The sequence below is a fragment of the Planctomycetota bacterium genome (genome assembly GCA_018242585.1).
In the GTDB taxonomy this organism is placed as follows: Bacteria; Planctomycetota; Planctomycetia; order Pirellulales; family PNKZ01; genus JAFEBQ01.
In genome coordinates this window covers 68,984-95,933 of the sequence record JAFEBQ010000022.1, presented here as the reverse complement: position 1 = coordinate 95,933, position 26,950 = coordinate 68,984, and the positions used below count along the sequence as shown (strand labels likewise).

18 protein-coding genes are annotated in these 26,950 nt (G+C 64.4%); 10 read left to right on the top strand and 8 right to left on the bottom strand.

Going from position 1 to position 26,950, the window contains the following annotated elements; translation table 11 throughout:
- The first annotated feature begins 99 nt into the window (after positions 1–99).
- From JSS27_11610 to JSS27_11600, 3 genes are all read left to right on the top strand, one after another.
- Positions 100–1,338: a hypothetical protein gene (locus JSS27_11610; GenBank protein MBS0209587.1), complete on the top strand. Its 1,239-nt coding sequence runs from the start codon at positions 100–102 to the stop codon at positions 1,336–1,338.
- A 281-nt stretch (positions 1,339–1,619) separates the two neighbouring features.
- Positions 1,620–2,846 (top strand): hypothetical protein, encoded by a 1,227-nt coding sequence (locus JSS27_11605; GenBank protein MBS0209586.1) that lies wholly within the window; start codon positions 1,620–1,622, stop codon positions 2,844–2,846.
- Between the two features lie 280 nt (positions 2,847–3,126).
- A complete protein-coding gene (locus JSS27_11600; GenBank protein ID MBS0209585.1) occupies positions 3,127–3,942 on the top strand; it encodes a hypothetical protein in 816 nt (271 codons plus the stop codon).
- A gap of 67 nt (positions 3,943–4,009) precedes the next feature.
- Here the strand turns inward: JSS27_11600 and JSS27_11595 are convergent, their stop codons facing one another.
- Complete coding sequence (locus JSS27_11595; GenBank protein MBS0209584.1) at positions 4,010–5,152, bottom strand: hypothetical protein; 1,143 nt, start codon at positions 5,150–5,152, stop codon at positions 4,010–4,012.
- Between the two features lie 105 nt (positions 5,153–5,257).
- The gene (locus tag JSS27_11590) at positions 5,258–6,487 is read right to left on the bottom strand and encodes a hypothetical protein (protein MBS0209583.1); all 1,230 of its coding nucleotides are present in this window, start codon (positions 6,485–6,487) and stop codon (positions 5,258–5,260) included.
- A gap of 290 nt (positions 6,488–6,777) precedes the next feature.
- Here JSS27_11590 and ndk point away from each other — a divergent pair, with 290 nt between their 5' ends.
- Positions 6,778–7,239 (top strand): nucleoside-diphosphate kinase, encoded by a 462-nt coding sequence (gene ndk, locus JSS27_11585; protein MBS0209582.1) that lies wholly within the window; start codon positions 6,778–6,780, stop codon positions 7,237–7,239.
- Positions 7,240–7,299: 60 nt separating this feature from the next.
- Here the strand turns inward: ndk and pyrF are convergent, their stop codons facing one another.
- Entirely contained in the window at positions 7,300–8,220 is a 921-nt protein-coding gene (gene pyrF, locus JSS27_11580) for an orotidine-5'-phosphate decarboxylase (protein ID MBS0209581.1), read from the bottom strand.
- A gap of 529 nt (positions 8,221–8,749) precedes the next feature.
- Here pyrF and JSS27_11575 point away from each other — a divergent pair.
- From JSS27_11575 to JSS27_11555, 5 genes are all read left to right on the top strand, one after another.
- Positions 8,750–9,109: an RNA-binding protein gene (locus JSS27_11575; GenBank protein ID MBS0209580.1), complete on the top strand. Its 360-nt coding sequence runs from the start codon at positions 8,750–8,752 to the stop codon at positions 9,107–9,109.
- Positions 9,110–9,332: 223 nt separating this feature from the next.
- Complete coding sequence (locus tag JSS27_11570) at positions 9,333–10,946, top strand: NAD(P)-binding protein (GenBank protein ID MBS0209579.1); 1,614 nt, start codon at positions 9,333–9,335, stop codon at positions 10,944–10,946.
- Positions 10,947–11,138: 192 nt separating this feature from the next.
- Complete coding sequence (locus JSS27_11565) at positions 11,139–12,263, top strand: GNAT family N-acetyltransferase (protein MBS0209578.1); 1,125 nt, start codon at positions 11,139–11,141, stop codon at positions 12,261–12,263.
- A 178-nt stretch (positions 12,264–12,441) separates the two neighbouring features.
- Entirely contained in the window at positions 12,442–13,515 is a 1,074-nt protein-coding gene (locus tag JSS27_11560) for a hypothetical protein (GenBank protein ID MBS0209577.1), read from the top strand.
- A gap of 52 nt (positions 13,516–13,567) precedes the next feature.
- Positions 13,568–15,418 (top strand): BBP7 family outer membrane beta-barrel protein, encoded by a 1,851-nt coding sequence (locus JSS27_11555; protein MBS0209576.1) that lies wholly within the window; start codon positions 13,568–13,570, stop codon positions 15,416–15,418.
- A gap of 332 nt (positions 15,419–15,750) precedes the next feature.
- On the opposite strand, the gene JSS27_11550 is transcribed toward JSS27_11555, so the two are convergent.
- The 3 genes from JSS27_11550 to JSS27_11540 all read right to left on the bottom strand — a co-directional run bounded on the left by JSS27_11550 (position 15,751) and on the right by JSS27_11540 (position 23,050).
- On the bottom strand, positions 15,751–18,270 hold the full coding sequence (locus JSS27_11550; GenBank protein ID MBS0209575.1) for a hypothetical protein: 2,520 nt from the start codon (positions 18,268–18,270) through the stop codon (positions 15,751–15,753).
- Between the two features lie 180 nt (positions 18,271–18,450).
- Complete coding sequence (locus tag JSS27_11545; GenBank protein ID MBS0209574.1) at positions 18,451–19,914, bottom strand: DUF1501 domain-containing protein; 1,464 nt, start codon at positions 19,912–19,914, stop codon at positions 18,451–18,453.
- A gap of 31 nt (positions 19,915–19,945) precedes the next feature.
- On the bottom strand, positions 19,946–23,050 hold the full coding sequence (locus JSS27_11540; GenBank protein MBS0209573.1) for a PSD1 domain-containing protein: 3,105 nt from the start codon (positions 23,048–23,050) through the stop codon (positions 19,946–19,948).
- A 159-nt stretch (positions 23,051–23,209) separates the two neighbouring features.
- Here JSS27_11540 and JSS27_11535 point away from each other — a divergent pair, with 159 nt between their 5' ends.
- Positions 23,210–24,370 carry a hypothetical protein gene (locus tag JSS27_11535; GenBank protein ID MBS0209572.1) on the top strand — a complete coding sequence of 387 codons (1,161 nt, stop codon included), beginning with the start codon at positions 23,210–23,212 and terminating at the stop codon, positions 24,368–24,370.
- Positions 24,371–24,439: 69 nt separating this feature from the next.
- On the opposite strand, the gene JSS27_11530 is transcribed toward JSS27_11535, so the two are convergent.
- Both JSS27_11530 and JSS27_11525 read right to left on the bottom strand, forming a co-directional pair.
- The gene (locus tag JSS27_11530) at positions 24,440–25,456 is read right to left on the bottom strand and encodes an ATP-binding cassette domain-containing protein (GenBank protein MBS0209571.1); all 1,017 of its coding nucleotides are present in this window, start codon (positions 25,454–25,456) and stop codon (positions 24,440–24,442) included.
- A 236-nt stretch (positions 25,457–25,692) separates the two neighbouring features.
- Positions 25,693–26,757, bottom strand: a complete 1,065-nt coding sequence (locus JSS27_11525; GenBank protein MBS0209570.1) for an ABC transporter ATP-binding protein — start codon at positions 26,755–26,757, stop codon at positions 25,693–25,695.
- Between the last annotated feature and the right edge of the window lie 193 nt (positions 26,758–26,950).

Here is a 26,950-nt window from a genome sequence, read left to right as displayed (position 1 = left end):
CGTGCATAGCCGAGCCGCGGTGTCCAAATACGAAGAGGACTTCGTCACCGACAGGCAAACCGGCGCACGGCCAGTCTCGAATTCCACGGAGAGGAACGAATGAAAAAGGGCTTTCTTTGCGCCGCAATGACGCTGGGCATGCTCATTGCTGGCTTGAGCCTACAGGCTCAAGACTATCAAGTCACCGCTAACTACGACGACACCAATGCCGCCACCCCAAGCTATGCGGACCAAGTGGCGACCGACTCGCCAGCGGGCACCCCCTGCTGTGGCAACTGCGGGAACTGCGATCAATGCTGCGGGCAAAGCCGTGGTATGGGCTGCGGCGTCCGCGGGCGTTGCAACCAGTGCTTTGGCGCGGGCTGCGGCCAGTGCTGTGGCTCGTCAGTGCCGGGCTTGGCCAATCGCTTCCCTGGCTTGTTCAGCCACAACCCGCCGACGGCCGACCCTTGCCCCAAAATCTGCATGTACGCCCAGAGCGGCTATGACATGTGGCGTGGCCCTTCGGAAGGAAGCGCGACCGGCAACCAAGGTGGCAACACGGGCTTGAATGTTGGCATTCCGCTCTTGGCCGAACATGGCATTGCCGGCCAGGTAGGCGCCACCTATGGCCTATACAACTGGTCGGGCAGCCCAACTGCCGCCGGTGGCCCCCCCCCTTCGACCACCAACCAGCAAATCCAACAACAGCTATTTGTCACCTACGGCTTCTTCCGCCGCGCCGATACGTGCCGGCCGATCGCCTGGGGCGTCGTCCAAGACTGGATGAATACCAACAACTTTGGTCAGTTCGGTGATTCGTTCACCATGAGCCAGATTCGCGCTCAGATCGGCTATAACCTGGACGACCGCAATGAAGTTGGCCTGTGGGGCACCGCGGCCCTGATGGGGGGCGGCAGTTCGATCAATCTCACCTCGTATCGCCCGGTACAGCAGTACAACCTGTTCTATCACCGCAAGTTTGCTCGTGGCGGCGGCGATTGCTGGTTCTATGCCGGCATTCCTGAAACCTGGCGATTGTCGAACAACACCAGCGGCGTCGCTCCCTTCCCCCAGGGCACCACCGGTGGCAGCCTGGGCAGCGTGATCTATGGCTTCAACACCCTGGTTCCGCTGAATGATCGACTGGCCATCTATGGCAACTGGGCCTACATGGCGCCCTCGGGTGGGTCGTCGGCCGTGACCTCGCGTGACGAAGTCTGGAACCTGCAACTTGGCCTTGTCTTCTACCCGGGCAACGCGGCTCGCAGCACGACCGTGGCCGGCCGCAAGTTCATGCCGTACATGCCGATCGCCAACAACGGCACGATGATGACCGACACCAACATCATTCGCTAAGCCAAAGGGCTGACGAGTGACGTAACGAGAAAGACTCCGTACGACCTGCCGGGCTCGCCAGCCCGGCAGGTCGTTTTGTTTTACTGGAAGAGTCGCCAGCGAATCAGTGCTATCAATTCCGATTAGGGCCCCCTGGCAAACCGTGCCGTAGAAAACGGAAGTTATGGATTTACCCGTAAAGGCGGGTCGATTCTGCCAAGGAGTGCCGCGCACGGCCGGTCGCACCCGTTGCGCCGGGCCGACCGGCACTGAAAAACAAGGTTTCTCGCCAGGCTTCGTTCATGCGACGAGTTCGATCGTCTTTATCGAGTTGGTTGCTCGCGCTCGCCGCTTGGTTCGTTGTCGCGCCAGGCCAGGGTGCGCCGCCGCCTGACTTCGCCGCAATCATGGCTCGGGCCGACGCCATGCCCGAGCGGCAATCGCTCGTCAAGCCGCCCCAGCCCGTCATGTCGGCGAACTACGAAGCGGCCGACGCCCCGCCGGCCAACGTCTGGGGCATTGAGCAACACACTGTCCCCAACGCGACGCCACCCGCCGAGGGGTCACCCCCGGGCGACGCCTACGATCCCTGGCTTCAAGAAGGCTGGACGCCGCGCCGCTACATCGGACGCGGCATCGAATTCACACGCGAGTTCTGCGGCATCGGCACCGATTGGTGCCCGCCACAAATCGATCCATCGCCGACCGTGACTGGCTATGCGTTTCAAGGCTTCGAAACATTCCGCGGCATCCCCGATCACAGTCAGATCAACAACGGCCTGGTGCAAGGCGCGAACCTGGGCATGCCGGTGCCGCTGTTCAGTCGCCTGGGCCTCGGCTACCAGGTGGGGGCGAGCTACGGCGCGTACAACCTGGGGGGCAGCCCCGACCGCCAAATCCCCACCACCGACAACACTGATCAATGGTTCGTCACCACCGGCTTCTTCCGCCGCGGCACGGCCAGTTGCCCGGTAAGCATGGGCGTCGGCTACGACTGGATGATTACCGACAACTTCGGCGTCTTTTCCCAGTCGCCGACGCTGGGTCAGGGACGCGCCCGACTAGGCTACGCATTCACGGCCCGCAATGAGTTTGGCATTCAAGGCTCATGGCGCGAGACGCTGGACATCAAGAACGTCAACGGCACGCCGACGCTGTTCCGCCCGATCAGCCAGGGAAGCCTGTTCTGGAACCACAAGTTCCTTTGGCGCGGCGCCGAGAGCATGATGTGGTGCGGCATCACCGACCAGCGTCGCGCCAACGACGACGACAGCTATGGCAAGATGACCTTTGGCGGTTCGTTCAACTATCCGCTCAGCGATCGGTTGGCCATCGCCACGAACGGCCAAACCTGGAACACCACCACGGCCGGGGCCTCGCGGCAACAGGTCTATAACTTCTCGGTCAGCCTGGTCTTTTACCCCCGACGCACCGCGCGCAGCAGCACGATCGTCGGCCGACAGTGGATGCCTTATCTGCCGGTGGCCAACAACGCCAACTTCATGAGCGACACCAATCGCGTGCAGTAAGCCGCGCGACCGACGCCGCCAGTGTTGACTTCTGGCATCCTCAGTGGGCCAACGGGCTACACGTTTCTTCGCGCGATGTGGCGTTTTTGCTTCGTGAGCGCCGGGCCTGGTTGCGTCTTGGCGTCGTGGTTGCGCGCATACAGCGATTCGTTACTACGAATTAAGCATCGGAACGGCGTTCCATCGCGACACGCTGTCGCGAAATGAAGTAGATAACTAATGCGGCCTTCAATGGCGCACGTTCACGCACCACCGCTTATCTGCTTCGAGGAGAACGTCCATGAAACGCTCGTTGTTGCCAGCCGCCTTGGCGTGCGCCGTATTGCTGCCCGTTGCGTCCTTGCAGGCCCATCATCCCGGCGGGGGGCACGCCGGCGCGACCGGCGGTGGCGTTCCCGCGGCTCCTGCCCACGCGGCTCCGCAGGCAGCCCCGACCATGCATCACCACATGTCCGGTGGTGGCGTCCCTGGCGGAGCGACGAGCTACCATGCTCCTGCCGCACCCGGCGGCGCTGCCCAGCACCAACATCACGCTGCGCCGGGCAATCAGGCTGGCGGCGGCTTCTCGGCCGCCCAGCATCATGCGGCGCAGCTCGCCCATCAACAGGGAGCCCTCAAGGCGGCGGCCGGCTTCAACGGCAACAAGCTGCACCAGGACTTGCAGGCCAAGCATCAGGAGCAGAAGCAGGTCCAAAACGATCGCGGCGCGGTGCGTCAGGATCGCCAGGCCATCGCCCAAGAGCAGAACAAGCTTGGCCGGGACCGCGGCAAATTGAACCTGGACCTGAATGCCATGCGCCGCGACATGGCGGCAGGCAACTGGGGGGCCGTGCGTCGCGACGAAGCCAACATTCGCGGCGACGAGCGGACCTTGCACGGCGACCGCAACACGCTGCGCCAGGACGACAACAGGCTCGGCCGCGACCGCGCCGAACTGCGTCACGACGAACGTCACGAGCAGCGCGACGCCAGCCAACTGCGCCACGACGAAGCCCGCGCCGCCGCAATTCGCCACGCCTTGCAACCGTCGTCGGGCAAGCCGAGCGGCACTCCAGCCACCGGCAACACGCCCGCCGCGGCCAACAATCCGAGCTAACGCCACTGGCGCGGTCGGATTTGAATCGGCGACATGCCCACGCCTCACCCGCGTGGGCATGTTCGTTTCAATGCGCCAATTCGCCGCGCATGATGAACGTGTCGTGCAACAGCGCGTCCGCGCCGCTGGCGTACGATACTTCGCGGTTGAAGACGTAGCCGATTTCAATTCGTCCGCGCGGCCCGTGGGCGGCGCGCTGCTCGATGCCCAGCATCACTCGCAGGTCGTAGTACGTCAGTTGATCGTCGAGCCCGTTCTGACGCACGGCCCAAGTGTTGCCCCCCAGTTCGCCGGACACGTACAGCCAATACTGCTGAATCGGTGAAAAGCCGAACAACGGAGCGAGGGGGTGATGGGAAAACTTCTCCACGATCGTGGGAGGAGTGAAACGCCGCGAAACGCGTGGTCGCGGATAAATGGCCTCGATCTCCGTGGCGCTGTCGGGCCGCCAGATCGCGCCAAAGATCGGCAACGCTTTGATGTCGTTACGCCCCAGATAGGTCGCGCCCAGCGCCAATTGCAACGTGGGGGACACGTCATAAATCGCCACGCCACGACCAACCACGCGGTAGACACTGCGTTGTGACGTGTCGAAGTCAGTGTACACGCTGGGCGCGACTGCCATGTCGAACGTCCAGCGGGGAATGAACTGATACATCTGCCGCAGTTCTACCCCCGCGTCGTACACGGTGCCGGGCGTGGTGATCACTTGCGGCGACTCGAACAGGTGGAAATTGAAGAACGGCGTGGCGTACAACGTGGTGCCCAAGATCGGCCGCCGCGGCGCGAACGTCGCTTCGAGATTGATGTCAACGATGCCAAACAATTCCGTCCCCGGCGGCATGATCGACTTGCGATAGGCCAACTGCCGCAAGATCGGCGGCTCGGTCTTCTGTTGACCGAACAGATTGTAATAAACGGCCGGCGCGTCTTCGGCCGGATAGGCGGCGGTGGGCGGCGACGGCACATACAACGGCGAGTTCGCGGCCGGCGCGGCCGGGTAAGGCAAGAACGCTGGATAGTCCGACGCCGGTGGCACCATCGCCATCGAGGGAACATGCGGACGCGAGTCGGAGAAGACCGCGTCCGGGCTGACAGCCGGCGGCTCGGCGCGCGCGGCATTCAACGGCCACGGCAGCGCAAGCGCTCCCGCCAGTCCAGCCAACAGATGGCTGGTGAAAACTCGACGTTGAATGCTAAACCGTCCCAACGCGATTGCTTTTCTGTAATAGTCGCCGCTTGGTTGATGGTCACGATTGAAATCGCGCCTGACTGTCCGAAAGGCGCGTGGCATGCGAGGCCTGCGCTCGGTTCGCTAGAACGAGAGCCCCCCCCGGAGCATCATCGTGTCGCCCGGGTTCACGTTCGGAATGCCGCTGGCATAGATCAGCGAACGATTGAACACATAGCCAATTTCAAAGTTGCCGCGCATCCGCTGGCCGCGGAACCAGTCGACCCCCAAGATCAATCGCAGGTCGTTGTAGTTCACCGTGTCGTGGCTGCCGTCGGCGTGATCGATGCCCCACTGGCCGCCGCCGTATTCCCCGGCGATGTAACCCCAAAGTTCCGTCTGGCCCCAGGTAGTCAGGCGCTGCGACAGCTTTGGGTTGGGGAACACGATCTCGTATCGCGCGTCGGGATGCGGAGTCCAGATAGCGCCGAACGCCGGCAGCAGTTTGACCTGAAAACGATTCACGTACACCACGCCGCCGGCCAACTGCCAGTTCGGCGACAAGGTGTAAAGACCGACGCCGCGCCCCAGCACACGAATCTGGCTGCTGCTCACCGTGCTGAAGTCGGTGTACAGACCGACGCTCACCGCCAAATCGGCCGCCAGCCGCGGCGTGATCTGCGGTCGCCAACTGGTGGCCAGATAGGTGTCGTACACGCGCGGCGGCAGGTCTTGCACCACGCCTGGCACGCTGTCTGGTCCGTCCCAAAAGTGAAAGTTGAAGCCGGGCGTCACCAGAATCGGCGCGTGAAGCAAGAACGGGAAGCCGAACGAAGCATATAGCTCGGTGTCGTTGGTGCCGAAGTCACTGGTTCCCGATCCCCAGCGCGGGATGTACGTCTGTTGCCAGCGAATCTCCTGGCACACCTTGAACGCGCCGGGCGCGACCCCTTCGTTATAGGTGGCCGTCGGGCCGCGATACGCCGGAGGCGCTACGCCCAACGGCTGGGCCGCTGGCGTGGCATAAGGATCGAATGGCTGCGCGGCATAGGGCGCTGGGGCCGGAGTTGAATACGGCGAATAGGCCGGCGGCGCGACATTCGTCGTCGGTGGCGCATAACTGTAGGGCAGCGCAGGCGCGGTGGTCGCGGGGGGGGCGGCTCCATAGGGAACGGCCGGCGCCGTGTAGACCGGCGTCGGCGCGGTGGCCGGAGAGGTCGGCAATTGCGCGGTGTAGGCCGGCGTCTGATACACCGAACCGGTGGACTGTACCGGCGACGGAAAGATCACCCGCTGCGCTTGCACGTCAAACGCCACGGCCACGAGCGCGCAGCCTGCCACCAGGGCAAACAAGCGACGCCAACGGGTCGACAAGCGGCTGAAGCGCATAGGAAAGGGAGCGCAGAAAAGCGGCTGGGGGGATTTGGGGACGCGTTGATTAACAGGCCCCGCGCCCTCGGTCAAGGTCGGTCACTTGATAGCGGCTCAAACTCGCCTTGCTAGCACCCGTAGGTCATTGGCGATTCACCATGCGCCGATTAGAATCCGCAGCCAGCAGCCGCGTGCTGGCGCACCGAACGTCGCGCGCCGCGGCTGGCGGCGCGAATCGGTTTCGCGCTTACCAAAACACCACCACGAGTCGCCGGTCTATCGAGAGGTTCTTCATGGAGCGCACGCTCATCCTGTTCAAGCCCGACTGTGTTCAGCGCCGCCTGGTCGGACAGATACTGTCACGTTTTGAAAACAAAGGTTTGACGCCCATCGCGATGAAACTGATGCGCGTGACGCCGGCCCTGGCCAAGCAGCACTATGCCGAACACGTCGCCAAGAGCTGGTATCCCACGCTCGAAGGTTTCATCACCGGCGGGCCGATCGTGGCCGCCGTGCTCGAAGGTTTGGAAGCGATTCGCGTGGTCCGCGAGATGCTCGGCGCGACCAACGGCTTGAAGGCGGCGCCCGGCACGATCCGCGGCGACTTCAGCTCGAGCCGGCAGATGAATCTGGTCCACGCTTCCGACGGCCCCGAAGCGGCCAAGCGCGAGGTCGAACTGTACTTCAAGGCCGATGAATTGATCAGCTACGAGCCGACGATCACGCCGTGGATGCGCGCGGCTGACGAAACCTAAGCCTTCGTCCGGGTAACGAACGCCTTTCAAGAGCCGCCGACACCCGTCGGCGGTTTTTGTTTACAGCCGGCCGGCGGTGGTTTCGGCTCGCAGTTGTTCGATCATGTCCCGCGTGGCGGCCTCGACGGCGCGCTGCCAATCGGCCGGTGCGAACCGGGCGAACTCTTTCTTGGCGTGGGCAAAGATAATCCCCCGCGAGTTGTTCACCAGCGCGCCGAGCCCGCGCTCGTCGAACGCCGGCGCGACGTCCTTGGCCGTGCCCCCCTGGCTGCCATAGCCGGGCACCAAGATCCAAGCCGAAGGCATCGCCGCCCGCAACTCGCCAAGCTGAGCCGGATAGGTCGCGCCCACGACCGCGCCGGTCGGGCCATAGCCGTCGACCGCGGCCGCCTTGGACAATTGCTCGACGTGCTCGGCCACGTGCCGATACAACGGCCGCCCATTGGCCACCAAGTCCTGGAAGTGCCCGCCGCCAGGATTCGAGGTTTTGACCAGGACAAACAGCCCTGCCCCGCGCTCGCCGGCGACCTGGCAGAACGGCTCCAAACTATCGCCCCCCAGGTAGGGAGATACCGTTAGCGCGTCGCTGCGCCAGGGGCTGTCGGCCCCCAGGTAAGCCTGGGCATAGGCCTCGGCCGTCGAGCCGATGTCGTTTCGCTTGCCGTCCAGGATGACGATCAGCCCCTTCTGCCTGGCATAGGCGATCGTCTGCTCCAAAGCGACCATCCCGGCCGAGCCAAGCTGTTCAAAGAAGGCCGCCTGCGGCTTAACCGCCGGTGCCAGGTCGGCCACGACATCGATGACCTCCCGACAAAAGCTCAGGAACACGCCTGCCCGGTCAGCCAGGGTATCGGCCTTTAACTCGGCGGCCACGGCCGGGGGCAACTGCTCCCAGCGAGGGTCCAAGCCCACGACCACCGGATTGCGGCATTGGCGAACGCGCTGGGCCAGTCGAGTCGGGAACGGAGTCACTGGGTTCATGGTGATTTCTCAAAATAAGACGATTGGCGGGCGCTCGGTCGGCAGCCCGAATGTAGCGTGCCGGTTCCGCGCCGTTAAGGACCGGGGGGAGTTGCCAGATGGGAAATCGACCGATCGCCACCGGGCTACAGTGCAGTCGACACCTGCTTGACGCCCGGCTTGTGCCGGCAAAAAAGTCTGGACATCGTGATTCCGAAACAAGTATCATTTGCGGAACTGCCTTGAACGGCAGGACTTTTCGAACCAAAGGCGGGCAATTCTCGATCCCTCTGCCAAACTGTTCTCCGTTCGCGCCTGCGGTGTCCCGATCATGCGTTGCGCACGTTCGCGGGGATGCAAACGTCAGTCGCAGATTGGTGATGGACCTTCGATCCCCGATCCGAACTCGTAAAGTCTGCCGCATGGCAATTGCTTGACCGTAGCGATTGCTCGAACAGGGGCACGGCCTGTCGGCGCTTGCCAGTCACGTTTTGGCGCCTCGTTCCTTCCAGAGCGAGGTTTAGTTTCGTTTGGGTCGAGGAATAGTCTCATGGGGAAACGGTTGTATGTAGGAAACCTGCCGTGGTCGTTCACTTCGACTGAACTTTCTGAATTATTCGGACAGTTCGGCACCGTGATCAGCGCCGAAGTGATCAGCGACCGAGAGACGGGGCGTTCGCGAGGCTTCGGCTTCGTCGAACTCGATTCGCAGGAAGGGATGGAGAATGCGATTCGCGAGATGCACGAGAAGGACGTCAACGGCCGGCCGCTCACGGTGAATGAAGCGCGTGAACGAAGCGGCGGTGGCGGCGGAGGTGGTGGTGGCCGCGGTCGCGGCGGCTACGGCGGGGGCGGCGGTGGATATGGTGGTGGTGGCGGTTACGGCGGTGGACGCCCACCGCGCAATTAGCGATTCAGACGGACCAATCGCCACGCCAGCCAGTTGCTGAAAAACCTTGAACGGCGACAAATTGTCGGCCGGTACTGGTCTGTTCGCGCATCGGCGCTACAATCCTATCGACCAATCACACTGGGGCGGCTTTCTCCGCTGAGATCGCCGCCCCATTTGTTTGCGCTCGAGCGAGATTCATCACGCGGCGCACGTCCCATTCGATTTTCGATTGCTTGCCGTCATGCCGATTCGCCTGTCCAACCTGCGACTCCCGATCGAAGAATCCGAACAGGCGCTCGTCGAACGGATGACCCACGCGCTGGGAGTGCCGCGCGACGCGCTGGCCGGCTGGCGGATTCTGCGCAAGAGTCTCGACCTGCGCGACAAACGCGACTTGGCTTTCGTCTATTCGACCGAGGTGGCGCTGCGCGACGACGAGCGCGCGGGCATCGACCGGGTGCGCCGCCGCGATCGTTCGCTGACCGCCGAGTTGCACACCGAACCGCCGTTCGAGCTGCCGCCGCCGGGAACCGAGCCGCTGGCGCAGCCGCCGGTGATTGTCGGCTCGGGACCGGCCGGCTTGTTCGCGGCGCTGCTGCTGGCCGAGCACGGCTACCGGCCGCTGGTTCTCGAACGCGGCACGGCCGTGCGCGATCGGATTGTCGACGTCGAACGGCTCGAATCGGGCGGCCCGCACGATCCGGAAAGCAACTACCTGTTCGGCGAAGGGGGCGCCGGCACGTTCAGCGATGGCAAGCTCACCTGCCGCAACACCGGCCCCGATGTGCGCCGCGTGCTCGAGCTGTTCGCCGAGCACAAGGGCAAGCCCGGCGTCATCTACGAACATCGCCCGCATCTGGGGAGCAACCGGCTGCCGGCCATTGTCAAGGCGCTGCGGCAACGGACGATCGCGCTGGGCGGCGAGTTCCGCTTTCGCACGCGTGTCGAGGATCTGGACCTCAGCGAAGGCCGGCTGCGCGCCTTGATGACGAGTGCCGGAACCATTCCCGCTCACGTCGCGGTCCTGGCCATTGGTCACAGCGCGCGCGATACCTTCGAAATGCTGTTGCGCCGCGGCGTGCCGATGGAAGCCAAGGCCTTTCAATTCGGCGTCCGCATCGAACAGCCCCAGGCCCAGATCAACCGGGTTCAGTACGGCGAGAACCAGGCCGAAACGATCCTGGGGCCGGCGGACTATTCGCTGGTGGCGCATGGCAGCCGCGATTTATTCACCTTCTGCATGTGCGCCGGCGGGCAAGTGATTCCCAGCGTCTCGGAACCGGGCCGCTTCTGCACCAACGGCATGAGCCTGTCACGCCGGGCCAGCCCCTGGGCCAACAGCGGCCTGATGGTCACGATCGAGCCGGCCATGTTCGGCAGCCCGCACACGCTGGCCGGCATCGAACTACAGCGACACTACGAAGGGCTGGCCTTGGCACGCTCGCGCGGCGAGTTGCTCTGTCCGATCCAAAACGCGCGCGACTTCTTGGCACGACGACTCAGCAGCGAACCACTCTCTTCCAGTTACCGGCGCGGCGTTGTCGCAACTCAACTTGCCGAACTGCTGCCGCCGGCGGTGATCGAAGCGCTCGACACTGGGCTCCCCTTGCTCGACCGGCGTTGGCGGGGCAAGTTCCTCGACCAGGCCACGCTGGTCGGGCCCGAAGCCCGCGGCAGCTCCCCTGTTCGCTTGCCGCGCGACAAGGCCACGCTCGAAAGCACCGGCGTCGTGGGGCTGTACCCGTCGGGCGAAGGGGCCGGGTACGCCGGCGGCATTGTCAGCGCCGCGGTCGACGGCCTGCGCGTGGCCAAGGCCGTCATGGCGCGCTACGCGCCGCTCGAGCCGCGGCGTTAGCCCAGGCTCGGCTTCATCAGCGATCGGCCCCTACAATCGATACGGCCGTTACAACCGGCATAACCGTTACGACCGGCGTGCTCGGTAAAAACTTTGCTGTCATTGCAGCCTCTGTCTTTGACACGATCGGCATCGCAATTACCTTCGATAGAGAGGGCTTTTTCGGACGCCGTTGCAATGGGTTTCGCCGCCATGTCGACTGCCGCGATCACTTCCTTGACCTTTCGCGTCGTCCGCGTCCGGTCATTCGACGCCCTCACGCAACTGAGTACGGCCTGGAACCGGCTGGCGGGGGACGTCCCCTTTCGGCGCTGGGAATGGTGCTCCGCCTGGTGGAAGCATTGTTCTCGACACGACGACGAGCTGTTCGTGCTGCTGGTGCTCGATGGCGATGACTCGATCGTCGGCATCGCCCCCTGGTACTTGCGCAACACGATTGGCGCCGGTCGCTCGCTTTGTTTCCTGGGGCACGATACGGAACCGACCGACTTGTCCTTGCTGGCCGTGCCGGGACTCGAACGTACGATCGCCGTGCGGATTGCCGCCTGGTTGTGTTGCGAAGGGGCCGGACATTGGGATCTGTTGCTGCTCGACGGCGTCAACGCGGATGATGAAGCCTGCTCGCGCTTGGCCGACGCTCTGCAGGCGCGGTGGCACACCGTGGGACGCCGCCCGCAATGCCAGTCGCTCGCGGCCGCCTTGCCACGGCGCTTTGATCGCTGGACCAGCCAATTGGCCGAAGTCGATCGCGAGTTGGTCGAGCAAGTCGACCGCGAGTACATCGCCACCGGCCGAGCCGTGCTGCGAACCGCGATTTGCTCGGACGACGTGCGGCGCGGACTGGACCTGCTGCAAAAGCTGGCGACGTCTGAAGGGCGCGCCTCGCGACCGCCGGGCCGCGTTGCCAGCGAGGCGTTTCACCAATCAGCCGCGCGGCAGTTTCTGTCCATCGGGCTGCTGCACCTGCAGTGGACCGAACTCGACGGTCAACCGATCGCGGCCGAGTATGGTTTTGTCGGCGACGACACGATCTATGTCTATCATCACACCTGGGCCGCGGGAGCCGGCGGCCCCGTCGCGACGCTCCATTCGGTGTTGGCGCTCCGCCGCGCCGTGACCGAAGGTTATCGCCACCTCTTGGTCCGTGGCACGACAGCGGTTCCGGTCCTGCGGACCCATGCCGCGACGCGCCCTCTGCTGCACTACTACTGCGCGGCGCGGAGTTGGGGCGCGCATTGCTACTTGGCCTCGTGGCGCGCGCAACAGCTCGCGGTTCGAGCGTGCCAGCGCTTGCTCCGGGCTCTCCGCCGCCAATAGCTCGCCGCGTGTGCTAGCGTGCGGTCGTCTTCTTGGGGGTCTTCTCCCAAACTACGCAGACTTTGCTATCGGCCTTTTCGATTCAAGTGGTTTGTTCGGCAGGTCCGATACCACAGATGAGGCCGCGCAGTCTGCGCGGCCCGATGCGCTCGTTGTCTTTACTCAGGGTGCTGGCTCGATGCAACGCTGGGCTCGACTCATTGCGATCATAGCGGCCAGTCTCGCGGTCGAAGTGGCGCGGGCCGAAGCGCCGACGTCGTTGCCCGAGCCGTTGCTCACCGCCGAAACTGAGTTCGCGATTCCCTTCACGACCGACGGGCCTGCGCAGCTGGGCAGCCGTGTCCAGTTGTACGTCTCGGCCGATCGTGGCGAAAGTTGGCATTTCTATGCCGACGATCTGCCGGGCAAAGGGAGCTTCGTATTTCGTGCGCCTCACTCGGGCGAGTTCTGGTTCCTGGTGCGACTGGTCAACGCTCAAGGCCGGGCCGTGGATGATGAACCTTTGACGCCGGCCATGCGAGTCATCGTTGCGCCCAAGCCCAGCGCCACCGCCATCGTCTCCAAGACGAGCTGTGCCCAGATGCCCTTGGGCGTTCGCAGCCGCGCGGTCAACTCGCGCAGCTTTGAACTCGACTATGGCCTGGCCGGTGAAGAAGAACGTCCCGTGACCAGGGTCACGCTCTGGTGGACCGCTGACGCTGGTCAGACCTGGCAGGCTTACGGTATCGACGATGACCAGCGCAGCCCCATGCGCCTCGCCGTTGGCAACGACGGACTGTTCGGCTTCTGGCTGGTCAGCGAACGTGGAACCAGTCGCGACCGCGCGCCCCGTTCGGGCGACACGCCGCAGATCTGGGTCAACGTCGATACCCAACCGCCCCAAGTGGCGATTGCCACCGCCGAGCTGCGCAATTCGGCCCAAGGCGAAGAGTTGGTCGTACGTTGGGACTGGACCGACGAGCAATGGGCCGAAGGCTCCGCCGCGGTCTGGTGCGCCGCCTCGCCCGCCGGTCCTTGGACCAAGCTGACCGACCACCAACCGCACAAAGGCGGTCACGCCTGCCGCATTGGCCAACTGCCGACCAGCGTCGACAGCGCGGCTTACCTGCGATTGACGGCCACGGATGCCGCGGGCAACCAGACCACGTTCACGACCAGTGAACCTGTGATGCTGCCTGCGCGAACGAACGACGCGACCCGCGCCGCGGCGTCCACCGCGCGGACTGCCCGCTGGTATCAGATGTTGCGTTAGACCAAACGACGAAATCATTGCCGGCCGGAGCGCTGGCGCAAGGATGCGAGCCATGAAATCAATTCACTTGGCGACGGGACTGCTTGTGGGCATGACGGCAGCCTCGGCCTCGGCTCAATACGCGGGCTACCCGTCGCAGGCCGCGGCCCCGCGGGCCGCTTACAATGCCGGCTATGCTCCCGCGCCGGCCGTGCCGACGACCCAGCCGTTGACGCCGACTTGGGCCGCGCCCCAAACGGCCGCCGGCCCCGCGCCGAACGGTTGGGGAGTAGCGCCGCCGATGACGGCCCAGGCGGGCTATCCGCCGGCGGCCAATGCGAACTATGGGGTGCCAAACGCACCGACCCGGCCGGTCGCCCAGGTCTCGTACCCGAACTATCAACCCACGGCCACGCCTGGCAATTCACAGCTGCGTGCCCCACTGAGCCCGACGGCCGGTTACGCGCCGTTCGCGGCGCGACAACAAGCCGCCGGGCAAGTGCCGGCCCGTTTCGTGTCACAGCCCACGCCACCCGCGCCCGGTCTGGGCTACCCCGGCCAGTCGTACGCTCCGACGCCTGCTGCGGGGATGCCGCCGAGTGAATCGGTACCTGCGCCAGCCGCGGGTAATCCCGCTTGGGGAACGCCGCCGATGAACGCGGCCCCGGGGGCATACGGCGCGATGCCCGATCCAAACTACGGCGCACCGAACTATGGCGCACCGAGCGGCGCGCCGGTGATGCAAAATTATCCTGGTCCCACGGCGGGTGGTTATCCGGGCTTCCAAGGCCCCGCGGCGCAACCCTCGGGGCCGACTGGCGGCTGGGGCGCTCCGTCAGGCATGCCCACAGGTAACGTGTTCAATGACCCGAGCAACTACGCTGCTCCCGGCGGCTACGGTGGAGCAGGTGGCTATGGCGCGGGGGGGTACTGCGGCCCCGATGGCAGTTGCGAGCCTTGCTTCAATGGCAATGGCCCGCGTTGGTTCGGCGGCATGGCCTACTTGTTGATGACACGCGATCTGCCGAACGCCCGCACGATTACGTTCGATAACACCAACCTGGCGTCGAACGTGATCGACATGCGCGACACCGTCAACGGCCAATGGCGCTCGGGTGGCGAAGCCCGCGTCGGCCATGTGCTGAATTGCAATTGGGCCGTCGAAGGAGTGTTCTGGATGCTCGACCCGTTCTACTACACGGCCGGCGCGACGAGCTCCACCAATTCGCTTAGCAGCGCGCTCGACTTTGCCACCGGCGGACCAGTGACGATCAATGGAACCTCGGCCGATACGTTCTTTGACAATGCCCACACCCAATACGTGCAACGCCGCGACGAGATTTACAACCTGGAAATCAACTTCCTCCGCCAATCGATGTGCGACCCGTGCAGTCGCTGGGGCGTGATGGGGATCGCTGGCTTCCGCTGGTTCCACTTCCACGAAGGCTGGACCTATGGCTCGTCACAAGCCGGGACCGATCCGTTCGCAAACGGCGGCACCACGTCGGCGCAGTACACGGTGCAGACGACCAACGATCTGCTCGGCGGCCAGGTCGGCGCTCGCATGCACTGGTACGTGCTGCCCAACCTGCGGCTGTATGCCACGCCCAAGGTGGCCGTGCTGGCCAACTCGATCAACACTCGCAATTTCCTGCATAGCGACGCCGGGGCCTTGGGCTTCGACAACCAGGGCTATAAAAACGACGTGACGATGCTCGGCCAGATCGACCTCGGCGCGGCCTGGCAGATGACGCCTCGGTGGAGCACGTTCATCTCGTATCGCGCCATGGGCGTGGCGGGGCTGGCGCTGGCCGAGAACCAGATTCCGCAATACATGGCCGACACCGCTTACATGCAAAGCGTCCACACCAACGGCAGTCTGATCCTGCACGGCCTGGTCACCGGCATCCAGTTCGCGTACTAAGCCGGTTCGCGTCGAAGGTGCTGAGTGTCGAATGACGAAGAGCATTCGACCACGACGGACACGACGCCGGATAAGAGCAAGGCTATTGAACCGCAAAGGCACCGGGCGCCAATGCTAGTTCTTGCCGGCCGATTCCGTCATTTCCGCGCAGGCGGGGATGACGCTTGATCCTCGAATGCCGCTAATGAAGCGGCGCGCAGTGGCCCCCGGATTTCACCGAGTGCAACGGACCACTGGCCTCGGACAGCTACGCGCGGAGCATGGCCTTTTAACAAATCGCGTGTCGGCCGCGAGCCCCATCCCAACCAGGGGCAACGCCCCAAGCATCTCTCTCATTTCGCCGCCGGGGTGAAGCGGGCCGCGCCCAGTTGTTGCACGCGGCCGATGGCGGGTCGGACGATCGCCTGGGGCCAGAGGACGTCATTCTTCGGCAGCTTGCTAACCACGTGCCAGGTCGCGTCGGCGCTGAGCCCGGCGAAGACGACTAGCGAGCGCGCCCGATTCTCGGGGTTCGGCCCGGCGGCGATTACGGCGCTGTCGGGATGCGCAAACGTCTGCTCGCGAATCGTGAACGACGTCGTGCCGAACGAGACTGGCAGCTTGTCGGCCCACCGCGCGGCCCAGGCGTTGGTCGCCGGCCGGCCGATGAGCAACACATGCTTGCCGCGCAAGTCGTCGAGTTGCACGTCCGTATCAGCGCGAATCGGCAAGTAAGCATTGCTCCAAGTCCGAGCGATCTGTCGCTGCAAGCGGTCGGCCGCTTCGCGCTGGGCGGCCACATCGTGCAGCGTGCCATAGACGATCACCGTTTGATCCAGTTGCTGGCGGAACGAGCCGATCGACCAGAAGTTCCCCTTGGCGTCTTCGTCGGGGTCCGTGGTTTGTTCGAGCCAGCGCTTGAAGAACTCGCCCAGCGAGCGGCCGGCCGCTTTTTCCATGTGAGACTGAAACGCATGCGAGCTCACTTCCTTGCCGGCCCATTCACGGCCGAACTTATCGGCCGCGGCGTCGAAGATGTCGGCCCCCAGCTCGGTGCGCAAGGCCGCCAGTAACATCGTCCCGCGCCCCGAAACGATCGGATACCAGGTGGCGTCGCGCCAGTCGGCACGCGCCGCGTTCAACGACAACGCCGCGCCGCGCTGCTTCTCGGCCGCCAGCCACCGGGACCAGGGTTCGAACCGCGCCAACTCAATCTGCTCGCGCGCGGCGGCATCGAGCGGCTTGCCGCGAGCCTGCTTGCGCAGGTATTGCTCTAGCGAAACAATCTTTTCCAAGTCCGAAAACCCGGCGGCCAGCCACGCGTCGGCATCGCTCGCCGGCAACAAGGTTCCATGCCAGGCGGCCGGGTACTTGACAATCTCGTCGGGCGAAACGACCGAATGCTTGTCTTCTTTGTCGTCATCGTCGGCGGGGGATTTCAGGTCGACAATCTTGGCCGTGCCGTTCCCCGACGAAGGCGTCGACGGCCCCAACAACGTCCAATCGTTCGCCACCAGCGGCCGCACATCGCCAAAGCGTTTGCGCTCGGCGGTCGATTCGTCCCACGTTCGACCCAAAGGCGGACCAAACACGCCCCAGGTCTTCATATCGCGGGCCAGCTTCGCCGTGGTGAACTTGGCGTCGCACGAAGGAAAGCCGACTAGCGGCGGCGTGCTGAACGCGCGGAAGCCGAAGTCGAGATCGATCTTGCCGGTGTATTTGTCGAACAGCTTCAACCAGGCCAAATCGCGATCCGAGGTGTGGACCACCACGTTGCCCGGCTTCCCTTTGACGTTCGGCAAGGTGTCGAGCCGAACGTGCAAATCCTTGGCGTTGTTGCAACCCCAGTAAAAGCCGGTCGCTCCGCCGGGCCATTCCCCCTTGGTGCTGCGCCACAGCTTGTGCGAGCGCGTTCCCAACTCGAACATGACGATCTCTTTGGTGTTCACGTCGGCCAGCAGCCACTCGTTGGTGTACAGTCCGTTGTTCTCTTTCGACAGCGTGCTGATCACCTCGTCGAGCGAGGTGCTGTACTGGGCGGCCTGGCGAATGCGCGAGCAGAACGGCGAGCCCTGCGGTTCAAAGCTGGTCTGATCGACCGTGGTCTCGCAGATCAGAATCCCGGCGTCGTTCAAATAATAGTCCAGACCGCTCATGATGCCGCCAGGGAACGACTGCATCGCCACGCGCCGCCCGGTGGTGGGCTGGATGTCGAGCCAGACGTTGTAGTGTCGCACATACAACAGCACGAACATCGTGATGTGCCCGATCATCACTTCGCCATCCGCCGTGGCCGGCGCGGTCACCACAAAGGCGCTGCAGCGATCGGGGGACTTGTGTTGATGGACCGGCGCGATGGGCTCGGCGAACTTGCGCCCTTCAAGTCCCGTGGGCGAAGCGCCCAGGGCGGCTTCCATGAACGAGGCTTCGATGTCGACGTTCACCGCCACAATATCGGTCAGGTCGATCGGCCGGTCGGCGTACTCGGCTCCGGCGGCGGCTGCGCCGTCGGCGATCCCCTTCATCTCCTCGATGTACTCAGGGTGAAACCGGCGCAGATACATCGCCGCCGCCGACTGGCGCAGCAATTGCCAGGCGTCCTCGGGCGCCTTGGGGCTGCGCTCGGTCGCCAGATCGCCAATCAACGCGACGATCTCGCGGGCCATCAGCCGGCCGTGCTGATAGCCGCGCTCGTATGGCCCCCCTTCGATGTGCAGCACGGTCCAGCCAGCCTGCGGATAACGATAGGCCGGCCCGTGGCGAACCACCGAGTGAGGATCAGGCGTATAGTTGTCCCACGCCCCCGGCGGTGCGGCCTGGGCGCTCGAACACAAGCCCGCGAATAACAGCGCAGCGGCAAGGAGCCATCGCATGAGAGGAGTTTCCGTAAGCGAAGTCAGGGCGTAAGTGACAGCGGCGGCGTGCGCTGGCTGCTGACTACAAACTTACGGGCTCGGCCCCCAGTGTGACAAGTGCGCGAGAGTCGCGGCACCACGCTGCGTGAGACCCTTTCTTCCCTAGCCCCTCGCCTCTAGCCCCTCGTCCCCTCCAGCTCACGCCGGTTTGCCGCGTTTGAGAATCTCGTGGACGATGCGGGCTTTCTGGCCATCGATGAGCGAACCCTTGCCGTTGGGGCGCTGGAAGAAGAGCTTTTCGCCGTCGAGCCCGAACAGGTGCAACAGCGTGGCGTGATAGTCGGAGTGCGAGACGGGATTCTCGACGGCCTTGTGCCCCACCTCGTCGGTAGCGCCGTATACTGTGCCACCCTTGATGCCGCCGCCGGCCATCCACATGCTGAAACCATAGGTGTTGTGGTCGCGGCCGATGTTCTTTTCGTTCTGAATCACCGGCAAGCGCCCCATCTCGCCACCCCACTGGACCAGGGTGCTGTCCAGCAGGCCGCGCTGCTTCAGATCGCGAACCAGCGCCGCCGACGGCTTGTCGACGCGCTTGCAGACGTCGGGCAATGACTTCTGGATGTTGTTGTGATGATCCCAGGTCTGGTTGCCCGTGCAGATTTGCACGAACCGCACGCCGCGCTCGACCAAGCGCCGCGCCAATAGACAGCGCGAGCCAAACTCTTGGGTCGCCGGTTCGTCCAGGCCGTACATCTTGCGCGTCGCTTCCGACTCTTGCGACAGATCGAGCGCTTCCTTGGCCGACGTTTGCATCCGCGCGGCCAGTTCGTAGCTGGCCAGTCGGGCCGACAAGTCATGCTCGCCGGGATGGGACTCAATGTGCTGCTTGTTCAGGTTGGCCAGGTAATCGAGCAAGCGGCGCTGTGGCTCCCCAGCCAGGTGTGACGGCGGGTCCAGGTTCAAGATCCTCGGCTCGGTCGGCCGCACGACGGTCCCCTGGTAAATCGAGGGTAACCAGCCGTTCGACCAATTCTCGACTCCTTCGACTGGCAACCCGCCCGGATCGGTCAGCACGACGTACGCGGGCAGGTTCTGATTCTCGCTCCCCAGCGCATAGGTCAGCCACGAGCCGACCGCCGGACGGCCGGCCTGAATGCGGCCAGTGTTCAGGGCAAAGATCGACTGGCCGTGGTTGTTCACGCTGGTGTGCATCGAACGGACGACGCAGATGTCGTCAGCCACTTCGCCCAGGTTCGCCAGCAGCTCGCTCAGTTCCATGCCCGACGAACCGTGCTTGTTGAACTTCCACGGGCAAGGGAACAACTTGGTGCTGGCTTCGGCGGTGTTGTCGAACTTGATCTCGCCGGTGTACGTCTTGCCCTGCAACTTCTCGATCTCGGGTTTGGGATCGAACAAGTCGATATGGCTGGGGCCCCCTTGCATGAACAGCGAGATCATCGCCTTGGCCTGCGGCTCGGCCGTGGGGCGCTTGGGCAGGAGGTCAAACTTCGGCGCTTCGAGGGGTGGCTTCTCCGGCGCGGCGCGCAGTGCGTCCTGATTCAACAGCCACGCCAGCGCCATCGGGCCCAGGCTGAACGCCTGGCGGGCCAAGAAGTGCCGGCGGTTGATGGCCCAGCGGTTGGTATTGCGCTCGTTCATAGTGCGTATCTCCTGACTGGCCCGCGAGGGGCTAGTCGATGTACAAGAATCGGTTCGAGCAGAGCAACGCCTGGCAGAACGTGGCCAGGGCCGTCTCGGCCGGATCGGCCACCGGCTTCTTGGCCGGCGCGGCGGGGGGTGTCGCGGGCTTGGCCGCTGGTGGAGGCGTGGCGGGTTTCGCGGCTGTGGCTGGCGGCGGAGCCGCCGGCTTGGTTACGGCATCCGGCTTCGACGCCGCTTCGGGCTTGTTCGCGGCCGGTGCCGGCGCTTGCGGTTTAGCCGCTGCCTCGGTCTTTGGCGCTTCCTTCTTCACCTCCGCAGCCACTTTCGTCTCCGACACTTGCTTGGCGACCACGGGGGCTGGCTTGGCCGGGGTCTCGACCGTTGCCGGTTTGGCGGGGGCGGGGGCCGACGGACTCAGCGACTTGATCTGCTCGTTGATGAACGCCACCGCCTGATCCAACTCGGCCTTGGTCGGCTCGTCGGCAAATGCCCACTGCCAGGCCAGTCGCACCTGGGCCGGCACATCATTCGGCGCGGCGCGGCGCACGCGGCGGGCAAACGCCAGCGACTGGTCCAAGACCAACGTGTTGTTCAACAGCAACAGCGATTGCGGGGCCACGGTCGAGTTGTTGCGCAGTTCGCAATTGGGGGCCAAACGCGGCATGTCGAACGTGTCGAGCATGCTCAACGGCATCGAGCGGCGGACCTGCACATAAACGCTCCGCCGATAAACGTCGTCGCCAAGATCGACCTTCTTGTTGCTGGGCCGACCGGCCGAGTCGCGAGTGTCAACGGCCACGATGATCTGGCCGACGTCGTCGGGCGACACCGGCACCGCGGGCCCGAACATCTCGTTGTTCAACGAGCCGGCCACGTCCAGGATCGCGTCGCGGACCATCTCGGCTTCGAGGCGGCGGATGTTCATCCGCCCCAGCAACCGGTTCTCGACGTCGATCTTGTCCAACTCTGGCGTGCGAGCCGAAACTTGTTGATAGGCCGTCGACGTGAGCAACAGCTTGTGCAGCGTCTTCAGTCGCCAGCCACCGGCCATCCACTCGCTGGCCAGCCAGTCGAGCAATTCGGGATGGCTGGGGCGCATGCCCGCCACGCCGAAATCGGCCGGCGTCGAGACAATGCCGCGGCCAAAGTGATTGAGCCAGACGCGATTCACCAGCACGCGCGCCAACAGCGGATGCTTGCCATCGGTCAGGTGCTTGGCATACGCCAATCGCCGCCCCGAAGTCGGCAACTTGGCATCGTCATCGGCAATCGTCACCGGATGCGCGGCGCCCAGAATCGTCAACTCCGCGGGCTTCTGCTTTTCGCGCGGCTGGTTGATGTCGCCTCGGAAGAACAGGAACGTGTCGGGCGTCTTGTTGGGCACCTCGGTCAACGCCTGGGCGTACTGCTCGGCCGGCCGGCGGGCTTTGATCTTGGCTAGTTCCTCGGTGTACTTCTTGTCAAAGTCGTTATACCGCTTCCGCTCGCGCAGATAGATCGAGCCCGTGGTGTGGAACATCTGGGGGTGGGCGCGGACCAGTTGCTTCTGCTCGGGGGTTCGCTTGTCGGCGGGCGTCTTGAAGGTCGCGCGCAGGGCTTCGCGCTGATCCTCGGGTATCTTGACGATCTCTTCGTCAAAGGCCTGGTCGACCCAGGCTTGCAGCGTTTTGAGCCGCTCGTCGCTCAGCTTCTTGGCCTCGGCGTCGACTTCGGCCATCTGCTTTCGCTGGGCGTCGCTCATCAGCGAAACCAGCCGCCCTTGCGGGGACCGCCAGTTCTTCCAGTCGTAAGCCGGCTCGAAAATGGCGCGGAAGCGATAGTAGTCGGCCTGGGAAATCGGTTCATAGCGGTGCGAGTGGCACTGGGCACAGCCGACCGTCATGCCCAGCAGCGACGTGCTGACGATCTTGATCGTCTCGGCCATCACTTCGTTGCGAGCGACGTTCTGGTCCCCTTCGCCGGCGCCCGTTCCATCGGGGCCCATTCGCAAAAAGCCCGTCGCCACCAGCCGGTCGGTCTGGGCCGGCGTCAGATTCGTGTAGGGCGGCGCGAGCATTTCGTCGCCCGCCACTTGCTCGCGAATGAACTCGTCGAACGGCTTGTCCGAGTTGATCGAGCGAATCACGTAATCGCGATACTTGTAAGCGTACTGGCGGACGATGTCCTTCTCGCTGGCTCCGTCGCTGTCGGCATAGCCGGCCACGTCGAGCCAGAGCCGACCCCAACGCTCGCCATAGTGCGGCGACGCGAGCAGTCGATCGACCAGCCGGTCCCACGCATCGGGGGCCGTGTCGGCCAGGAACTCATCCACCTGATCGGGCGTGGGCGGCACGCCCCACAAATCGAAGTAGACGCGGCGCACCAGCGTCCGCTTGTCGGCCGTCGGCGAGTAAGCGACCCCCTGCTCTTCCAGCTTGGCCAACAGGAAGGCATCGACCGGCGTTCGCACCAAGTCGCCGTGCTTGACCTTGGGGACCTCGGGACGCTTGACCGGCTGGAACGACCAATGCTGACGTTCCTCGTCGGTGATGTCGTCGTGCGAGAGGGCCGCCGGTTCGGGACGCGCGGTCTTGGCGCCGCCGTCGATCCAACGGGCGATGCGATCGATCTCGGCGGCGGGCAGTTTCTTTTCGCCCGGCGGCATTTCGCCGGCGCGAAGCTTTTCGATCAACAGGCTGGCGCTCGCTTTGCCCGGCGCGATCGCGGCCCCCGAGTCTCCGCCAGTCGTCATGGTGCGAACGAGCCGCAGATCGAGGCTTCCCTCCGGGTTCGGCTCTTCGCCGTGGCACTGGAAGCAATGTTGTTTGAGCAGCGGACGGACGTGCTGCTCGAAGGTCAGCGGAGTGGGAGCGGCCTTTGGCGCGGGCTGAGTTGGTGGCGCGGCAGCGGACTTGGGTGCTACAGGCTTAGCCGTCGGCGGCAAAGCCGCCGGCTTGGACGCGGCATCCAGCTTCACCGCGGCCGGCGCGGACGCTGGCGGTTTAGCCGCTTCGGTTTTCGCCGCCTCGGGCTTCGGCGCTTCGTCGGCCGCAACGACTCCGGCGGCCAGCAAAGTGAATCCAGTTATGGCCAGCGCGGCCAAGTTTCGGACGCAGCGCCAGCGGCGCAGCGATTGCCAATTGATACGTTCCATCGACGCGGGGCTCCGCGAAATAGGCGGGTCGGGTACGGGCGGGCATGGCGGGGGGAGACGGACCAGGGGTCCACTGGTTATTCTAATGACAGCAACCGAAAATCATCAACACATTTTCATCCTGGGATCGGGGTCCGCCGCCGGGCCCAGAATCGCCCGATGCGCTTTGCCCTGCTTGGACTTACCGCGACGACCCACGCCCTGGGCCAAGCTGCCCAGGCGGCCGGTCACGAGGTCACGGCCGCTTACCCCGGGCTGCGGTCGTCGCTCGAACCGGCCGACGCCGGCCAGTCGAGCGCCCTGGCCGACGATTGGCAGGCCCTACTCGGCGGCAAAATCGCCGACGCCGTGATCGTCGGGCACTCGGCCGACGAATTGCGCTTGGAACAACTGCGTACACTTATCCAGGCCGGGGTTCCCCTCTTGGTCGAGCATCCGGTCGTCGACTCGATGCTCAGCTTCTACGAACTCGACATGCACCGGCAAGGAAGTACCGGGGCGGTGCTGATGCCGTTCATCCCAGCGCGCTGGCACCCGGCCGTGGCGCGGCTGGCCGAGATGGTCGCCGCCGGCGAGCGGAGCCCAATCGGACAGGTCGATCAGTTGATCTTTGATCGCCCCATGCCGGTGCGCGATCGTCAGCAGGTGCGCTCGGCCCTGGCCAGCGATATTGATCTGCTACGCACCGTGGCGGGCACGCTGCGCAAGATCGGGGCGATGAGTTCGGCGACCGCGGCCGGCGGCATCGACTGGGCCAATCTCAATGTGCAAACCGCCGGGCCGAGCGGTTGCCTGGTCCGCTGGTCGATCGGGCCGGTCGAGGACCGCACGGCGGCGCAAGTCGCTCTGGTCGGGCGCTCGGGCAAGGCCACGCTGACAATGCCGATTGACGAGCAGTGGGTGTTGCAGATTCGAACCGGCAGCGAGACGCGCACCGAAACCTACGACGAGTGGAATCCAACGGCCGAGGCAATCGAACGCTTCGAGCTGGCCTGCGCCGGCCAGCCGGTCGAACCGACCTGGCTTGATGCTTGTCGCGACATGGAAATCGTCGATGCCGTCGAACGGAGCGTGGCGCGGGGCCGCACGATCGATGTCTATGGCGAGGAGCAGACCGAGCAAGGAACCTTCAAAGGCATGATGGCGGCGGGGGGCTGTGTGCTGTTGATGGTCGCGCTATTGGCCACCATCGTCGCCACGACCGCGGTCTATTGGGGAGTGCCCGGCGCGAGCTATTGGCCGTATGTGTTGTTCGGACTGCTGGGTGCGTTCTTAATCCTGCAAACGCTCAGACTGGCGTGGCCGACGGAGAAGAAGTGATGATTGCTGAATGATGAGTGATGAATGTAGGCGGTCCTCTGTTACTCAGCATTCATCATTCAGCACTCATTACTTCCCGCTCGGCGTTTCGCCAAGCTTCTCGCTCTCTTCCGCAAAGTGACATGCCGCGCGGTGGTTGGTGGTGGCATCGACGACGCGCAGCTCGGGCACGTCGCGGCGGCAAGTCTCGGGGCGTCCCTTGAGCTCATACAACGGGCAGCGCGGGTGAAATGCGCAGCCCGGCGGTACGTTGATCGGCGACGGCAACTCGTCGTCGGTGGCGACAATCCGCTTGTGCCGCGCGGTGGGATCGGGGCGAGGAATCGCCGACAACAATACCCGCGAGTACGGATGTCGCGGCTGATCGAACAGCGCCTCGGTCGGCGCGTGCTCGACGATCTTGCCCAGGTACATCACGGCGACTTCGTGACTGACGTGCCGCACGGCCCCCAGATCGTGGCTGATCATCAGATAGGCAAGCTGGAATTGTTCTTGCAGATCGCCCAATAGATTGATCACTTGCGCGCGAATCGAGACATCGAGCGCGCTCGTCGGTTCATCGCAGACGATGAACGCAGGATTCAGCGCCAGCGCCCGGGCGATGCCAATCCGCTGTCGCTGGCCGCCGGAGAACTCGTGCGGATAGCGAATCGCGGCGTCAGGAGTCAGACCGACCTTGGTCAGCAGTTCGGCCACACGCTGTTCAAGCGTCCGGCCACGGGCGATCTTGTGAATCAGCAACGGCTCGCCGACCGTAGCGCCGACAGTCATCCGCGGGTTCAACGACCCATACGGGTCTTGAAAGATGATCTGCATCCGCTGCCGCAGGGTGCGCATCTGGTCGCGCGGCAGGCTGAAAATATCGGCCCCATCGAATAGCACCTTGCCGCGCGTGGCGGGAATGAGCCGCAGAATGGTGCGACCGACCGTGGTCTTGCCACAGCCGCTTTCGCCGACCAGCCCCAGCGTCTTGCCGCGTTCCAGGTTGAATGTCACGCCGTCGACCGCGCGGACGTGCTGATGCACGCGGCGAAACACTCCGCGCCGCACGGGAAACCACTTGCCCAGGTCGACCACCTGGAGCATCGGCCCCGCGTGCTTCGCCGACGCAGGCTGGGCCTCGGCGGGAGCCGCGGGAGTTTTGGGTGGTGTGGCGACAGCAGAAGAACTCATCGGCTCACTTTCAGCGACAACCTCAATCGCGCCATCGATAAACACCCCTCCCTTTCAGGGAGGGGCTGGGGGGAGGGTAAACGCGTTGCCCAGCTCTCCACTGCTTCAACTGACAATGGAATCCACGCAGGCCCGCGACGTCTTTACCCTCACCCGCTCACTTCGTTCGCGACCTCTCCCTTCAAGGGAGAGGTGTTGGCCTCGTTCAACAACTCATCGGCGCGCCAACAAGCCGACCAGTGCCCCGGCCGCACCTCGGCCAGCGGCGGCTCTTCCGTACACTTGTCGATCGCCAACGGACACCGGGCGCGAAACCTGCAGACACTGGGAAAGTTCGTCGGCGCTGGCACATTCCCTTCGATCGGCTGCAGACGTTCCTGACGCTGATCGACGCGGACCAGGCTGTGAAACAGTCCGCGCGTGTAAGGGTGCAGCGGCCGCGCGAACAACGGCTCGACGGCGGCCTGCTCGACCACCTTGCCGGCGTACATCACCACCACGTCGTCGGCCATCTCGGCCACCACGCCCAGGTCGTGGGTGATCAGCATAATGGCCATGCCGTGCTCGGCCTGCACACGCCGCAGCAAGTCAAGAATCCGCGCCTGGATCGTCACATCGAGCGCCGTCGTCGGCTCGTCGGCGATCAACAACCGTGGATTGCACGCCAGGGCCATGGCGATCATTGCCCGTTGCTTCATGCCGCCGGAAAGCTCGTGCGGATACTGGTCGATGCGCCGCTCGGGCTCGCTGATGCGCACATCGGTCAGCGCACGGAGAATCTCTTGCTGCAACTGATCCTTGGGCACCTGGCGGTGCAGTCGGATCGCCTCGCCGATCTGCTGCCCGATGGTGAAGACCGGGTTCAAGCTGGTGGCGGGCTCCTGGAAGATCATGGCGATAGCCGCGCCGCGGATGCCGCGCAGCTCGCCGGCCGGCAGGTCGAGCAGGTTGCGTCCCTCGAAGCGAATCTGTCCCTGACGGATTTCCCCCGGCGGCTCGGCGATCAGTCGTAGCACGCTGAGCGCGGTGACGGTCTTGCCGCAGCCGCTTTCGCCGACCACGGCCAACGTCTTGCCGGCGGCTACGCTGAACGAGACGCCATCGACGGCCCGGGCCAGGCCGCGCTCGGTGTGAAACACGGTTTCGAGTTCGACGATTTCCAGCAGCGGCCGCCCGGCCGCGTTTGCCGGGGCCGTTGGTTGTGCAGTCGCGATGGCCGAACCAGATTGACTCACGAAGACTCTTTCAAATCAGTCGTCATAGGGAATGGTTGCTGTATCCGCCGGATTCTAATGGAACGAGCCGAAACTGACACCCCGGCCGGTGCATGGGCCGTTCCTTGGTATCGACATCGTGCCAGCAAGCAGCGGGCCTCGCTATGCGTGGATTCTCGCGAAAGCCGCCAGC

Coding starts and splice junctions, on each gene's coding strand:
- JSS27_11610 (MBS0209587.1), top strand. CDS start 100: ATGAAAAAGGGCTTTCTTTGCGCCGCAATGACGCTGGGCATGCTCATT.
- JSS27_11605 (MBS0209586.1), top strand. CDS start 1,620: ATGCGACGAGTTCGATCGTCTTTATCGAGTTGGTTGCTCGCGCTCGCC.
- JSS27_11600 (MBS0209585.1), top strand. CDS start 3,127: ATGAAACGCTCGTTGTTGCCAGCCGCCTTGGCGTGCGCCGTATTGCTG.
- ndk (MBS0209582.1), top strand. CDS start 6,778: ATGGAGCGCACGCTCATCCTGTTCAAGCCCGACTGTGTTCAGCGCCGC.
- pyrF (MBS0209581.1), bottom strand. CDS start 8,220: ATGAACCCAGTGACTCCGTTCCCGACTCGACTGGCCCAGCGCGTTCGC.
- JSS27_11575 (MBS0209580.1), top strand. CDS start 8,750: ATGGGGAAACGGTTGTATGTAGGAAACCTGCCGTGGTCGTTCACTTCG.
- JSS27_11570 (MBS0209579.1), top strand. CDS start 9,333: ATGCCGATTCGCCTGTCCAACCTGCGACTCCCGATCGAAGAATCCGAA.
- JSS27_11565 (MBS0209578.1), top strand. CDS start 11,139: ATGTCGACTGCCGCGATCACTTCCTTGACCTTTCGCGTCGTCCGCGTC.
- JSS27_11560 (MBS0209577.1), top strand. CDS start 12,442: ATGCAACGCTGGGCTCGACTCATTGCGATCATAGCGGCCAGTCTCGCG.
- JSS27_11555 (MBS0209576.1), top strand. CDS start 13,568: ATGAAATCAATTCACTTGGCGACGGGACTGCTTGTGGGCATGACGGCA.
- JSS27_11550 (MBS0209575.1), bottom strand. CDS start 18,270: ATGCGATGGCTCCTTGCCGCTGCGCTGTTATTCGCGGGCTTGTGTTCG.
- JSS27_11545 (MBS0209574.1), bottom strand. CDS start 19,914: ATGAACGAGCGCAATACCAACCGCTGGGCCATCAACCGCCGGCACTTC.
- JSS27_11540 (MBS0209573.1), bottom strand. CDS start 23,050: ATGGAACGTATCAATTGGCAATCGCTGCGCCGCTGGCGCTGCGTCCGA.
- JSS27_11535 (MBS0209572.1), top strand. CDS start 23,210: ATGCGCTTTGCCCTGCTTGGACTTACCGCGACGACCCACGCCCTGGGC.
- JSS27_11530 (MBS0209571.1), bottom strand. CDS start 25,456: ATGCTCCAGGTGGTCGACCTGGGCAAGTGGTTTCCCGTGCGGCGCGGA.